This is a genomic window from Burkholderia aenigmatica (assembly GCF_902499175.1).
Lineage (GTDB): Bacteria > Pseudomonadota > Gammaproteobacteria > Burkholderiales > Burkholderiaceae > Burkholderia > Burkholderia aenigmatica.
Genome location: NZ_CABVQC010000030.1, coordinates 60,004 through 74,041, shown reverse-complemented (window position 1 = coordinate 74,041; position 14,038 = coordinate 60,004). Strand labels below are relative to the sequence as shown.

14 protein-coding genes are annotated in these 14,038 nt (G+C 64.7%); 13 read left to right on the top strand and 1 reads right to left on the bottom strand.

Annotated elements, in window-relative coordinates; genetic code table 11:
• The first annotated feature begins 13 nt into the window (after positions 1 to 13).
• Together greA and BDO18943_RS21880 are read left to right on the top strand one after the other, a co-directional pair.
• Positions 14 to 490, top strand: coding sequence for a transcription elongation factor GreA (gene greA / locus BDO18943_RS21885; protein ID WP_043182276.1), 477 nt, complete (start codon positions 14 to 16; stop codon positions 488 to 490).
• 14 nt (positions 491 to 504) lie between these two features.
• Entirely contained in the window at positions 505 to 963 is a 459-nt protein-coding gene (locus BDO18943_RS21880; RefSeq protein ID WP_021163361.1) for a DUF4149 domain-containing protein, read from the top strand.
• A gap of 78 nt (positions 964 to 1,041) precedes the next feature.
• Here BDO18943_RS21880 and BDO18943_RS21875 read toward each other — a convergent pair whose 3' ends face one another.
• Positions 1,042 to 1,569: a YhbY family RNA-binding protein gene (locus tag BDO18943_RS21875; RefSeq protein WP_043182278.1), complete on the bottom strand. Its 528-nt coding sequence runs from the start codon at positions 1,567 to 1,569 to the stop codon at positions 1,042 to 1,044.
• A gap of 193 nt (positions 1,570 to 1,762) precedes the next feature.
• Between BDO18943_RS21875 and BDO18943_RS21870 the strand changes: the two genes are divergently transcribed.
• From BDO18943_RS21870 to phoR, 11 genes are all read left to right on the top strand, one after another.
• Positions 1,763 to 2,425 (top strand): RlmE family RNA methyltransferase, encoded by a 663-nt coding sequence (locus BDO18943_RS21870; protein WP_043182280.1) that lies wholly within the window; start codon positions 1,763 to 1,765, stop codon positions 2,423 to 2,425.
• Between the two features lie 166 nt (positions 2,426 to 2,591).
• Entirely contained in the window at positions 2,592 to 4,490 is a 1,899-nt protein-coding gene (gene ftsH, locus BDO18943_RS21865; RefSeq protein ID WP_069247647.1) for an ATP-dependent zinc metalloprotease FtsH, read from the top strand.
• Between the two features lie 84 nt (positions 4,491 to 4,574).
• Complete coding sequence (gene folP, locus BDO18943_RS21860; protein WP_456151300.1) at positions 4,575 to 5,468, top strand: dihydropteroate synthase; 894 nt, start codon at positions 4,575 to 4,577, stop codon at positions 5,466 to 5,468.
• Positions 5,469 to 5,495: 27 nt separating this feature from the next.
• On the top strand, positions 5,496 to 6,851 hold the full coding sequence (gene glmM, locus BDO18943_RS21855) for a phosphoglucosamine mutase (protein ID WP_043182285.1): 1,356 nt from the start codon (positions 5,496 to 5,498) through the stop codon (positions 6,849 to 6,851).
• Between the two features lie 454 nt (positions 6,852 to 7,305).
• Entirely contained in the window at positions 7,306 to 8,340 is a 1,035-nt protein-coding gene (pstS, locus tag BDO18943_RS21850; RefSeq protein WP_043182286.1) for a phosphate ABC transporter substrate-binding protein PstS, read from the top strand.
• A gap of 94 nt (positions 8,341 to 8,434) precedes the next feature.
• Complete coding sequence (pstC, locus tag BDO18943_RS21845; protein WP_175024003.1) at positions 8,435 to 9,421, top strand: phosphate ABC transporter permease PstC; 987 nt, start codon at positions 8,435 to 8,437, stop codon at positions 9,419 to 9,421.
• A complete protein-coding gene (gene pstA, locus BDO18943_RS21840) occupies positions 9,418 to 10,311 on the top strand; it encodes a phosphate ABC transporter permease PstA (protein WP_175024002.1) in 894 nt (297 codons plus the stop codon). Before pstC ends, pstA begins: the two co-directional genes overlap by 4 nt.
• Before the next feature lie 15 nt (positions 10,312 to 10,326).
• Positions 10,327 to 11,175, top strand: coding sequence for a phosphate ABC transporter ATP-binding protein PstB (gene pstB / locus BDO18943_RS21835; RefSeq protein WP_043182291.1), 849 nt, complete (start codon positions 10,327 to 10,329; stop codon positions 11,173 to 11,175).
• Between the two features lie 18 nt (positions 11,176 to 11,193).
• Complete coding sequence (phoU, locus tag BDO18943_RS21830; protein WP_175024001.1) at positions 11,194 to 11,898, top strand: phosphate signaling complex protein PhoU; 705 nt, start codon at positions 11,194 to 11,196, stop codon at positions 11,896 to 11,898.
• 32 nt (positions 11,899 to 11,930) lie between these two features.
• Positions 11,931 to 12,632, top strand: coding sequence for a phosphate regulon transcriptional regulator PhoB (gene phoB / locus BDO18943_RS21825; protein ID WP_043182296.1), 702 nt, complete (start codon positions 11,931 to 11,933; stop codon positions 12,630 to 12,632).
• 57 nt (positions 12,633 to 12,689) lie between these two features.
• On the top strand, positions 12,690 to 14,009 hold the full coding sequence (phoR, locus tag BDO18943_RS21820) for a phosphate regulon sensor histidine kinase PhoR (protein WP_175024000.1): 1,320 nt from the start codon (positions 12,690 to 12,692) through the stop codon (positions 14,007 to 14,009).
• Positions 14,010 to 14,038: the final 29 nt, after the last annotated feature.

Sequence of the window (14,038 nt, the reverse complement as noted above, 5' to 3'; positions counted from 1 at the left end):
GATTGAGCCGTTTATGAGCACCATTCCGTTGACAAAGCGTGGCGCAGTGCAACTGCGCGATGAATTGCAGCGCCTCAAGTCGGTCGAGCGGCCGGCCGTGATCAACGCGATCGCGGAGGCCCGCGCACAGGGCGACCTGTCCGAAAACGCCGAATACGATGCCGCGAAGGAAAAGCAGGGCTTCATCGAGGGTCGTATCGCGGAACTCGAATCGAAGCTGTCGGCCGCACAGGTCATCGATCCCGCCGGGCTCGACGCCGACGGCCGAGTGGTCTTTGCCGCAACGGTTGAACTTGAGGATCTCGAGTCGGGCGACACCGTCAAGTACCAGATCGTCGGCGACGACGAAGCCGATATCGATCACGGCCTGATCTCGGTCAGCTCGCCGATCGCTCGCGCGCTGATCGGCAAGTCCGAAGGCGACGTCGCGGCCGTGCAGGCACCGAGCGGCGTGCGCGAGTACGAAATCATCTCGGTCAGCTACATCTGAAGCGGGGCGACGTGATGCCGCATCGCGTGTTCCGTCTGCTGTCGGCCGTGTGGGTCGGCAGCCTGCTGACGATCGGGTATGCGGTCGCGCCCGTGCTGTTCAAGACGCTGGAGCGGATGACGGCCGGTTCGGTCGCCGCCCAGCTGTTCCGTATCGAGGCGATCCTCGGTGTCGTGTGCGGCGTGCTGCTGCTCGCCTTGTCGAACCAGCAGGTGCGGCGCGGCAGCAGCGAATATCGCCGCGTGCGCTGGGTCGTCGCCGCGATGGTCGTGTGTGTGCTGGTCGGGTATTTCGCGCTGCAGCCGTTCATGAACGCGCTGCGGGTGGCCGCGATGGATGCGGGCACCGATATCGCGAACTCGCCGTATGCGAGCCGCTTCGGGATGCTGCACGGCGTCTCGAGCGTGTTCTATCTCGTCGAGAGCGTGCTGGGGCTGATGCTGATCTGGCGTCTGCCGGCGCGCGACGCCTGACGCGAGTGCCGCGCAGGCCCGGTCGATGCCGGGCCCGCGGGCAGGGCGGTGGCACGGGCAGCCGTGCCGTGCCGATGCTTACTTGTCCTGGAACGGACGCTTCGTGCTGGCCTGGCGCTTCTTGGCGCGCTTCACGTTACCGCCTGCCGTCACGCGCTCGTTGCCGCGCACGACGACCTTCGTCGGCTTCGGGCGACGCACGGGGCTTGCGTTCGGCGACACCTTGACGACCTTGACGGTGCGCGGTGCACGGCCCTTCTTGTCGTCGACGGCTTCGGCCGCGCTCGGCAGCGTGCCGGCACGACGGCCGCGGGCCGGGGCCGCTGCGGCGGCTTCGGGCTTCCAGATCACCAGCAGCTTGCCGATGTGCTGGATCGGCGCCGCGCTCAGGCGATCGCAGATCTCGTCGTAGATCGCGATACGCTCGTCGCGCTCGTCGCCGAACACGCGGATCTTGATCAGCTGGTGCGCGTCGAGGTGCACCTTGATTTCCTTCAGCACGGCGTCGGTCAGCCCTTCGGCGCCGATCAGCACGACGGGCTTGAGCGCATGGGCCTGGGAGCGCAGCGCGGAGCGCTCGGCGGGAGAAAGCGAAAGGGCGGGCATGGAAATGTCGAAATCTAAATAAGGGCGCGCTGACTGAATAGCGATCGCGGGAAGTTACCGCGTCAGCCGTGCGCCGAAACCACGTAAAATCGCGGCGTGGGCCCGAAAAGGGGCCGCAGCCGCGCGAAGAAGACGCGTATTATCCGCTAAAAGCGCGGCTTCACGAAGCAATTGGCAGCAATCTCTCTCTCGAATGGCAAAAAACCGCTTTAACCAGCACTGGCTGCACGACCACATCAACGACCCCTACGTCAAAATGGCGCAGCGGGAGGGCTATCGCGCGCGCGCCGCGTACAAGCTGAAGGAAATCGACGAGCAGGACAAGCTGATCCGTCCGGGCCAGGTGATCGTCGACCTCGGCGCGACGCCGGGCAGCTGGAGCCAGTATGCCCGCAACAAGCTCGCGCAGGGCAAGAAGCGTGACGCGGAACGCGAAGGCGGCATCGACGGCACGATCGTGGCGCTCGACATCCTGCCGATGGAGCCGATCGCCGACGTCCACTTCCTGCAGGGCGACTTCCGCGAGGACGAAGTCCTTCACCAGCTCGAGGAAGTGCTCGAAGGGCGCGACGTAGACCTTGTTATTTCCGACATGGCCCCCAACCTCTCTGGCGTGGCCTCGGCGGACGCGGCGCGCATCGAGCATCTGTGCGATCTGGCGCTCGAATTCGCGCAGAATCATCTGAAGCCGGACGGTGCGCTGCTCGTGAAATGTTTTCACGGCAGCGGCTACAGCCAGATCGTCGAGAAATTCAAACAGCAGTTTAAGACCGTCGCGCCGCGCAAGCCGAAGGCGTCCCGCGACAAATCGTCCGAAACGTTCATTTTGGGTCGGCATCTGAAACGTCCGCGCTGATGCGCAACGGGGTGCCGCAAACGGGCTCCGGCCCTTGCCAGACAAGCGAAGCGCTATCGCGGCGGTTGTCAATGCTTATGGCGAGGGTGGTCGGACTGGATTAGAATGACCGAGGGGCGCCGCAAGGAAAATGTAGGCGCTCGTCTACGAGTGAAGGAGTGGTGCTTTGAACAACAATATGTTTTCGAAGGCAGCGGTGTGGCTGGTGATCGCACTGGTGCTGTTTACGGTGTTCAAGCAGTTCGACAAGCCCCGCGTCCAGGAAGGCGTGTCCTATTCGCAGTTCATGGACGACGCCAAGAACGGCAAGGTCAAGAACGTCATCGTTCAGGGGCGCAACCTCACCGTCACTCCGGCTGATGGCCAGAAATACCAGATCGTGTCGCCCGGCGATATCTGGATGGTTGGCGATCTGATGAAGTACGGCGTGCAGGTCAGCGGCAAGGCCGATGACGAGCCGAACGCGCTGATGTCCGCGCTGTACTACCTCGGGCCGACGATCCTGATCATCGTGTTCTGGTTCTACATGATGCGGCAGATGCAGGGAGGCGGCAAAGGCGGCGCATTCTCGTTCGGCAAATCGCGAGCGCGGCTGATCGACGAGAACAACAACGCGGTGAACTTCTCCGACGTCGCGGGCTGCGACGAAGCAAAGGAAGAAGTGTCCGAGCTCGTCGACTTCCTGCGCGATCCGCAGAAATTCCAGAAGCTGGGCGGTCGCATTCCGCGCGGCGTGCTGCTCGTCGGCCCTCCGGGTACCGGCAAGACGCTGCTGGCCCGTGCGATCGCGGGTGAAGCGAAGGTGCCGTTCTTCAGCATCTCCGGTTCGGACTTCGTCGAAATGTTCGTCGGTGTTGGCGCGGCTCGTGTGCGCGACATGTTCGAACAGGCGAAGAAGCATGCACCGTGCATCGTGTTCATCGACGAAATCGACGCGGTCGGTCGCCATCGCGGCGCCGGCATGGGCGGCGGTAACGACGAACGCGAACAGACGCTGAACCAGATGCTCGTCGAGATGGACGGCTTCGAGGCGAACTCGGGCGTGATCGTGATCGCGGCAACCAACCGTTCCGACGTGCTCGACAAGGCGCTGCTGCGTCCGGGCCGTTTCGACCGCCAGGTCTACGTCGGTCTGCCGGATATCCGCGGCCGCGAACAGATCATGCGCGTGCACCTGCGCAAGGTACCGATCGCGAACGACGTCGATGCGGCAGTCATCGCGCGCGGCACGCCGGGCTTCTCGGGCGCCGATCTCGCGAACCTCGTGAACGAGGCCGCACTGTTCGCCGCACGCCGTGGCAAGCGCATCGTCGAGATGCAGGATTTCGAAGACGCGAAGGACAAGATCTTCATGGGTCCGGAGCGCAAGTCGGCCGTGATTCGCGAGGAAGCGAAGCGTGCGACCGCTTATCACGAGTCGGGCCACGCGGTGATCGCGAAGCTGCTGCCGAAGGCCGACCCGGTGCACAAGGTCACGATCATCCCGCGCGGTCGCGCGCTGGGTGTCACGTGGCAGCTGCCGGAGCATGACAACGAAACGTACTCGAAGGACTACCTGATGGACCGCCTCGCGATCCTGTTCGGTGGCCGGGTGGCGGAAGAGCTGTTCATGAACCTCGTCAGCACTGGCGCATCGGACGACTTCAACAAGGCAACGCAGACGGCACGCGCGATGGTGGCCCGTTTCGGCATGACCGACGCCCTCGGGCCGATGGTCTACGTCGACGACGAGAACGATGCATCGCCGTTCGGCCGTGGCTTCACGCGCACGATCTCGGAAGCGACGCAGCAGAAGGTCGATTCGGAAATCCGTCGCGTGCTCGACGAACAGTACGGCCTTGCGCGCCGCCTGCTCGAAGAGAACCGCGACAAGGTCGAAGCGATGACCGCCGCGCTGATGGAGTGGGAGACGATCGATGCCGATCAGATCAACGACATCATGGAGGGCCGTCCGCCGCGCTCCCCGAAGAGCTCGCCGGCTGTCGGCGGCGATTCGTCGGGCGGTGGCAGCAGCGCCGAGGTGAAGCCCGGCAACGCGCCGGCACCTGCTTCGCCGGCGGCATAATCTCCGCTTTAGCGCTTTAGCGCCGTTCACGGGCTGGTGTGGCTTCACACCGGCCCGTTTTGCATTCATTCACGCCAGTTGCTCGTGTCCGATTCCGCTGTTTCCCCGTTCACTCCTGCGCCACTCCAGTGCGGCCGCTTCGAACTGACGTTCGAACGCCCGCTCGTGATGGGCATCCTCAACGCCACGCCTGATTCATTCTCCGACGGCGGCCGCTTCCTCGCGCGCGACGATGCGCTGCGCCAGGCCGAGCGGATGATTGCTGAAGGCGTCGACCTCCTCGATATCGGCGGCGAATCGACGCGCCCCGGCGCGCCGCCCGTGCCGCTCGACGAGGAACTCGCGCGCGTGATCCCGCTCGTCGAAGCGCTGCGGCCGCTGAACGTGCCGCTGTCGATCGATACCTACAAGCCGGCCGTGATGCGCGCGGCGCTTGCCGCCGGCGCCGACCTGATCAACGACATCTGGGGGTTCCGCCAGCCAGGGGCGATCGACGCGGTGCGCGAGGGCAACTGCGGGTTGTGTGCGATGCATATGCTGGGCGAGCCACAGACGATGCAGGTCGGTGAACCCGATTACGGCGACGTCGTGGCCGACGTGCGCGATTTTCTCGCCGCGCGCGCGCAGGCGCTGCGCGACGCGGGGATTGCGCCGGAGCGGATCTGCGTCGATCCCGGGTTCGGGTTCGGCAAGGCGGTCGTCGACGACAACTATGCGCTGCTGGCCGCGTTGCCGGACACGGCGCCCGCGCGGCCCGACGGGCGCGCGTATCCGATCCTAGCGGGCATGTCGCGCAAGTCGATGCTCGGCGCGGTGATCGGCGGCAAGCCGCCGATGGAGCGCGTCGCGGCGAGCGTGGCGGCTGCATTGTGCGCGGTCGAGCGCGGGGCGGCGATCGTGCGCGTGCACGACGTCGCGGCGACGGTCGATGCGCTGAAAATCTGGAATACCGTGCGCGAAGTCGCACGGCAACGATAAGTCAGAAAACGAAGGAGGAAGGACCCCATGGGACGTCGATATTTCGGCACGGACGGCATTCGCGGCACGGTGGGCGACGCACCCATCACACCGGATTTCGTGTTGCGTCTCGGCTACGCGGCCGGCAAGGTACTGGCCAGCTCGGCCGAGGTCGCGGCAGGCTCGCGCCCGACCGTGCTGATCGGCAAGGACACGCGCGTGTCGGGCTACATGCTCGAAGCCGCGCTCGAGGCCGGGTTCTCGGCGGCGGGCGTCGACGTGATGCTGGCCGGCCCGATGCCGACGCCGGGCGTCGCGTACCTGACGCGCGCGCTGCGCTTGTCGGCGGGCGTGGTGATCAGCGCATCGCACAACCCGTATCACGACAACGGGATCAAGTTTTTCTCCGCCGACGGCAACAAGCTGCCGGACGACACCGAAGCCGCGATCGAAGCGTGGCTCGACAAGCCGCTCGAATGCGCGTCGTCCGACGGTCTTGGCAAGGCGCGCCGCCTTGACGATGCGGCCGGCCGCTACATCGAGTTCTGCAAGAGCACGTTCCCGGCCGCGTTCAACCTGCGCGGGCTGAAGCTCGTGATCGACTGCGCGCACGGTGCCGCGTACCAGATCGCGCCGCACGTGTTCCACGAACTCGGCGCGGACGTGATCCCGATCGGCGTCGCGCCGAACGGTTTCAACATCAACGACGGTGTCGGTGCGACCGCTCCGGACGCGCTGGTGCGCGCGGTGCGCGCGAACCACGCCGATCTCGGCATTGCGCTCGACGGCGATGCGGATCGCCTGCAGGTCGTCGACGCGACCGGCCGGCTGTACAACGGCGACGAACTGCTCTACGTGCTGGTGAAGGACCGGATCGCAACCGACGGCAAGGTCGAAGGCGCGGTCGGCACGCTGATGACGAATCTCGCCGTCGAAGTCGCGCTGCAGCGCGAGGGCGTGAAGTTCGTCCGTGCGGCGGTCGGTGATCGCTACGTGCTCGAGCAGTTGCGCGAGCATGGCTGGCAGCTCGGTGCGGAAGGTTCGGGCCACATCCTGTCGCTCGACCGGCACTCGACCGGCGACGGCATCGTGTCGGCGCTGCTCGTGCTGGCCGCGCTCAAGCGCAGCGGCGAGACGCTCGCGCAGATGCTCGACGGCGTCACGCTGTTCCCGCAGAAGCTGATCAACGTGCGGATGAAGCCGGGCGCTGACTGGAAGGGCAGCACGTCGATTCGCGCCGCGATCGATGCAGCCGAAGCTGCGCTGGCCGGCAGCGGCCGCGTGCTGATCCGTGCATCGGGCACGGAGCCCGTGTTGCGCGTGATGGTCGAAGCGCAGCAGGCGGCCGATGCGGTCCGCCATGCGGAGGCGATTGCCGACGCGGTGCGTGCTGCGACAACCTGACGCACCGGCCCGGCGCGGGGGCGGTCAAGCGTCCGCGCCGGGCAAACCGGCGAACCTGTATGCGGCGCCTTCGGGGCGCCGCGATTTCTTCAGACGCAAAGGTTTGCGATACCTATAAGAAGGGGGCCTCGACCACCGCACGCCGCGGTCGAAAAATCGTCGGACCCCTGGTATCGGGCGAGCCACGAGCGGAGGCTTTTCGTCCTGCGGATGCTGCGCTACCATCCGCTCGCCCCCATGCGAAACGGGCCGTCATCCCGTCCCTTCCTGGCCGGCAATTCTTGCCGCCAGCGCCGCTCCGGCGCCGTCCGGGCGCCGCGCGCGCCGCACCTGCTACTCCCTTTCAACCAGTCATGTTACTGTCACGCCAGTTTCATCGATTGTCACATTACCGTCATGAGGAGCCCCTAACCTTCGCGGTGCCGTAGTCATCCGCTCACACACTGGAGGTCTCATGAAATTGATGCAAACCGCGATTGCCGGCCTGGCTGGCGCGCTTTTCGCCGTCGCCGCTCACGCTGCCGACATCACGGGCGCAGGCAGCACGTTCGCGATGCCGATCTATACGAAATGGGCTGCTGACTACCAGCAGACCGGCGGCGCGAAGGTCAACTACCAAGGTATCGGTTCGTCGGGCGGCCTGAAGCAGATCGTCGCGAAGACGGTCGATTTTGCCGGTTCGGACGCTCCGCTGAAGGATGACGAGCTCGCAAAGGAAGGCCTGTTCCAGTTCCCGACGGTGGTCGGCGGCGTGGTGCCGGTCGTCAACGTGCCGGGCGTGAAGGCTGGCGAACTGACGCTGTCGGGCCCGGTGCTCGGCGACATCTACCTCGGCAAGATCAAGAAGTGGAACGATCCGGCGATCGCCGCACTGAACCCGAAGGTCAAGCTGCCGGACACGGACATCGCCGTGGTTCGCCGCGCTGACGGTTCGGGCACCAGCTTCATCTGGACGAACTACCTGTCGAAGGTCAACGACGAGTGGAAGTCGAAGGTCGGCGAAGGCACGACGGTCAACTGGCCGACGGGCACGGGCGGCAAGGGCAACGACGGCGTCGCAGCGTTCGTGCAACGTCTGCCGGGCGCAGTCGGCTACGTCGAATGGGCGTACGCGAAGAAGAACAACATGGTCTACACGGCCCTGAAGAACTCGACGGGCGCAGTGGTCGAGCCGAAGACGGAAACGTTCAAGGCCGCTGCTGCTGGCGCGAACTGGTCGAAGTCGTTCTACCAGATCCTGACGAACCAGCCGGGCAAGGAAGCATGGCCGGTCGTCGGCGCGACGTTCGTGCTGCTGCACGCAAAGCAGGACAAGCCGGAGCAGGGCGCGGAAACGCTGAAGTTCTTCAGCTGGGCGTTCAAGAACGGCGAGAAGGCTGCTGACAGCCTCGACTACATCTCGCTGCCGCCGGCGGTCGAGACGGAAATCCGCAAGCAGTGGAAGGCCAAGGTGACGGACGCTTCGGGCAAGTCGGTCGCCGCCGAGTAAGCATTGCAGCGGTTCGCTGCCCGGCCGTGCCGGTCGGGCAGTGTGTGCGGTAAAGCCGGACGTTACGGCGTCCGGCAATCAAAAGCAGGCACCCATGTCTGATATTTCCTATACGTCCTCACGGTCCGCCGACGTTGGCCAGCAACGCGCGCCGAGCCGCCTCGGGGATGTCGTATTCGGCGGTCTTGCACGGCTGGCCGCCATCGTGACCCTGCTGCTGCTCGGCGGGATCATCGTTTCCCTGATCATTGCGTCGATGCCGACCATCGAGAAGTTCGGCCTCGGCTTCCTGTGGCAATCCGAGTGGGATCCCAACTCGGACATCTACGGCGCGCTCGTGCCGATCTACGGCACGATCGTGACGTCGATCATCGCGCTCGTCATCGCGGTGCCGGTCAGCTTCGGCATCGCACTGTTCCTCACCGAGCTGTCGCCCGTGTGGCTGCGCCGCCCGCTCGGCATCGCGATCGAGCTGCTCGCCGCGATTCCGTCGATCGTCTACGGCATGTGGGGCCTGCTCGTGTTCGCGCCGATCTTCGCGGAGTATTTCCAGAAGCCGATCGGCCGCCTGTTCAAGGACGTGTGGATTCTCGGCCCGCTGACCGCCGGCCCGCCAATCGGTATCGGCATCCTCGCCGCGGGCGTGATCCTCGCGATCATGATCATCCCGTACATCGCGTCGGTGATGCGTGACGTGTTCGAAGTCACGCCCGTGCTGCTGAAGGAATCGGCGTACGGCATCGGCTGCACGACCTGGGAAGTGATGTGGAAGGTCGTGCTGCCTTATACGAAGACCGGCGTGATCGGCGGCGTGATGCTCGGCCTCGGCCGCGCGCTGGGCGAGACGATGGCCGTGACCTTCGTGATCGGCAACACGAACCTGCTCGACAGCGTGTCGCTGTTCGCGCCGGGCAACAGCATCACGTCGGCGCTCGCGAACGAATTCGCGGAAGCGCAGCCGGGCCTGCATACGTCGGCGCTGATGGAACTGGGCCTGATCCTGTTCGTGATCACGTTCATCGTGCTGACCATCTCCAAACTGCTGCTGCTTCGTCTCGAGAAGGGAGAGGGCAAGAAATGAGCGAGCCCATCATGAATTTCCCGGGGCCGGACGGCGCCGTGCTCGACGCGATGCGCAACCGCCTGCAGCGCAAGCGCAAGGCCGTCAACGCGATCGCGCTGACCGCGTCGCTCGGCGCGATGGCTTTCGGCCTGCTGTGGCTCGTGTGGATTCTCTACACGACGGTGCATCTCGGCATCGGTGGCCTGTCGTTGCAGCTGTTCACGGAATCGACGCCGGCCCCGAACACGGAAGGCGGCGGTCTCGCGAACGCAATCGTCGGCAGCCTGCTGCTGTGCGGCTTCGGTACGCTGGTCGGCACGCCGATCGGTATCCTCGCGGGTGTCTATCTCGCCGAATACGGCCAGAAGAACCTGCTGGCGAGCACGATCCGCTTCATCAACGACATCCTGCTGTCCGCGCCGTCGATCGTTATCGGCCTGTTCGTGTACGCGATCGTCGTCGCGAAGTCGGGGCGCTTCTCGGGCTGGGCCGGCGTGATCGCGCTCGCGCTGCTGCAGATTCCGATCGTGATCCGCACGACCGAGAACATGCTGAAGCTCGTGCCGAACGCGCTGCGCGAAGCGGCCTTCGCGCTCGGCACGCCGAAGTGGCGCATGGTGCTGAAGATCACGCTGCGCGCGTCGGTCGGCGGGATCATCACGGGCGTGCTGCTCGCAGTCGCGCGGATCGCCGGCGAAACGGCGCCGCTGCTGTTCACCGCGCTGTCGAACCAGTTCTTCTCGTGGGACATGAGCCAGCCGATGGCGAACCTGCCCGTCACGATCTACAAGTTCGCGATGAGCCCGTTCGCCGAATGGCAGTCGCTCGCATGGGCGGGCGTGTTCCTGATTACGCTCGGGGTGCTCGGACTCAACGTCCTGGCGCGTTCGATCTTCTCGAAAAAGTAACGGCGGAGCAATCCGATGAATATGGCAGAAAGCCACCTGAATCCCGTCGAGCGCACCGCTGCGCCCGCCGGCACGCACGATGCGGCACACGGCCGTCCGCTCGAGCCGCTGAACGCGAAGATCGAGGTCAACAACCTCAACTTCTTCTACAACAAGTTCCATGCGCTGAAGAACATCAACCTGAGCATTCCCGAAGGGAAGGTGACGGCGTTCATCGGTCCGTCGGGCTGCGGCAAGTCGACGCTGCTGCGCACGTTCAACAAGATGTTCGCGCTCTATCCGGAGCAGCGCGCCGAAGGCGAAATCCTGATGGACGGCGAGAACCTGCTGACGACGAAGCGCGACATCTCGCTGCTGCGCGCGCGGATCGGCATGGTGTTCCAGAAGCCGACCCCGTTCCCGATGTCGATCTACGACAACATCGCGTTCGGCGTGAAGATGTTCGAAAAGCTCACGCGCTCGGAAATGGACGACCGCGTCGAGTGGGCGCTCACGAAGGCCGCGCTGTGGAACGAAGTGAAGGACAAGCTGAACCAGAGCGGCTACGGCCTCTCGGGCGGCCAGCAGCAGCGTCTGTGCATCGCGCGCGGCATCGCGATCCGCCCGGAAGTGCTGCTGCTCGACGAGCCGTGCTCGGCGCTCGACCCGATCTCGACCGGCCGCATCGAAGAGCTGATCGCGGAGCTGAAGAGCGACTACACGGTCGTGATCGTCACGCACAACATGCAGCAGGCCGCACGCTGCTCGGATTTCACGGCCTACATGTACCTGGGCGAGCTGATCGAATTCGGCGAGACCGAAAAGATCTTCATCAAGCCGGTGCGCAAGGAAACGGAAGACTACATCACCGGCCGCTTCGGCTGATGACGGAGAACAACAGCCATGTCGGATAAACATCTGTCGAGCCAGTTCGACGCGGACCTGAATGCCGTGTCGTCGAAGGTGCTGGAAATGGGCGGGCTCGTCGAGTCGCAGATCGTCGGCGCGATGCACGCACTGAACGAATTCGATCGCGATGCGGCCGAGAAGGTGATCACGAACGAAGAAGTCCTGAACGCGATGGAAGTCGACATCGACCAGGAATGCGGCAACATCATCGCGCGGAGGCAGCCTGCCGCGCGTGACCTGCGTCTTTTGATGTCGATTTCGAAAACGATTACGAACCTCGAGCGCGCAGGCGACGAGGCGGAGAAGATCGCGAAGCGCGTGCGCCGCCTGGTCGACGAGCCGGCCGCGCGTACGGTCAACATCGCCGAGATCAAGGTGTCGGGCGAAATGGCCGTGACGATCCTGCGCCGCGCGCTCGACGCGTTTGCGCGTCTCGATACGGTGGCCGCCGCGCAGATCGTCAAGGACGACAAGGAAATCGACCTGGAATTCCGTGCATTCGTGCGCAAGCTCGTGTCGTACATGCAGGAAGATCCGCGCACGATCTCGGTCGGCCTCGAATACCTGTTCATCGCGAAGGCGATCGAGCGGATCGGCGACCACGCGAAGAACATCGCCGAGTTCATCATCTACATCGTGAAGGGCACGGACGTGCGGCACCAGCCGCGCGACACGCTTGATCGCGAAGCCAACAGTTAATCGACTCCGTACAGGGGAAAAAAGAGGTGCCGATGCCCAGCAACATTCTCGTCGTTGAAGATGAGCCCGCGATTTCCGAACTGATCTCGGTGAATCTCCAGCACGCCGGTCACTGCCCGATTCGGGCGTACAACGCCGAACAGGCGCAGAACCTGATCAGCGACGTGCTGCCCGATCTCGTGCTGCTCGACTGGATGCTGCCGGGCAAGTCCGGTATCGCGTTTGCGCGCGACCTGCGCAACAACGAACGGACCAAGCACATCCCGATCATCATGCTGACTGCACGCGGCGACGAGCAGGACAAGGTGCTCGGCCTCGAGATCGGCGCGGACGACTACGTGACGAAGCCGTTTTCGCCGAAGGAGCTGATGGCGCGGATCAAGGCCGTGCTGCGCCGCCGCGCGCCGCAGCTGACCGAGGACGTCGTGTCGATCAACGGCCTGCGCCTCGACCCGGCCACGCATCGCGTCGCCGCGCACGGGGAAGGCAACGAGATCAAGCTCGATCTCGGTCCGACCGAGTTCCGTCTGCTGCATTTCTTCATGACGCATCCGGAGCGCGTGCACAGCCGCACGCAATTGCTCGACCAGGTGTGGGGCGACCACGTGTTCGTCGAGGAGCGCACCGTCGACGTGCACATCAAACGATTGCGCGCGGCCTTGAAACCGGCCGGCTGCGATGCGATGATCGAGACCGTGCGCGGCAGCGGCTACCGGCTCGCCAAGCACGCGTAACGTATCCACGCATGCTGTGTGCCACGGCATGCCGTTCATTCTTTCGGGCGCTGAATCATGAACATCATCTGGGCGCGCTTTCTGGTGTCGCTCGTGCTGCTCGTGCTGATCGGCGTATTGGTCGGCGTTTTTGCCGGCCCGACCGCGGGCCTCGTGTTCGTCGTCGTGATGCTGGTCGCGCAGGGCTTTTTCAGCACCTTTCATACGCAGCGTCTGTGGCGCCTGCTCGATGCACCGGTCTATGGCGAGGTGCCGAGCGCGCCGGGCATCTGGGGCGAGATCTACTATCGTCTGCACAAACTCGCGAAGCAGTGGCACGCGCAGGTGCGGCAGGTCGAGCAGCAGCATTCGCGGTTCATCCAGGCGATCCAGGCGTCGCCGAACGGGGTCGCGATGCTCGACGACCATGACCAGATCGAGTGGTGCAATGCGATCGCCGAGGTTCATTTTGGCCTCGACGCGAAGCGCGACCTGCGCCAGCACATCACCAACCTGGTACGCCATCCCGATTTCGTCCGCTATCTGAACGCGCAGCATTACGACGAGACACTCGTGATGCACGGCATGGGCGACGCGCGGCAGAACGTGCTCGCCGTGCAGGTGTTTCCGTACGGCGAGAATCGCAAGCTGCTGCTCACGCAGGACATCACGGAGCTCGAGCGTACCGATGCAATGCGGCGTGACTTCGTCGCGAACGTGTCGCACGAGTTGAAGACGCCGCTTACCGTGCTGTCGGGTTTCCTCGAGACGATGCGCGAGCTGCCGCTGAACGAGGAAGACCGTGCGCGCTATCTCGAGATGATGGAGCAGCAGGCATCGCGGATGCGGCACATCGTCACCGACCTGCTGGTGCTCGCGAAGCTCGAGGGCGAGAGCAAGCCGCCGCTCGATCGCGCGATCGACATGCGCGCCGTGTTCGACCATCTGAAGGAGGACGCGCAGACGCTGTCGAACGGGCATCACGATATCGTGTTCTCGATCGACGAGACGCTCGGTGTCACCGGTGCGCAGACGGAACTGTTCAGCGCGTTCGCGAATCTCGTCACCAACGCGATCCGCTATACGCCGGACGGCGGCAAGATCGTCGCGACGTGGCGGCGCGAAGGCGCGCAGGGCGTGTTTTCCGTCACGGACAGCGGCTTCGGCATCCCGGCCGCCGACCTGCCGCGGCTTACCGAACGCTTCTACCGCGTCGACCGCAGCCGTTCGCGCGACACGGGCGGCACGGGGCTCGGGCTTGCGATCGTCAAGCACGTGCTGCAGCGGCACGACGCGCACCTGTACGTGCAGAGCGAGGAAGGGCGCGGCAGCACGTTCACCGCGCGGTTCCCGGGCTCGCGCATCATCGCGATCCGGCCGGCCGCGTACGAGGCATGAGCGCGTAACGGTATCCGTCGCTCGTTCGG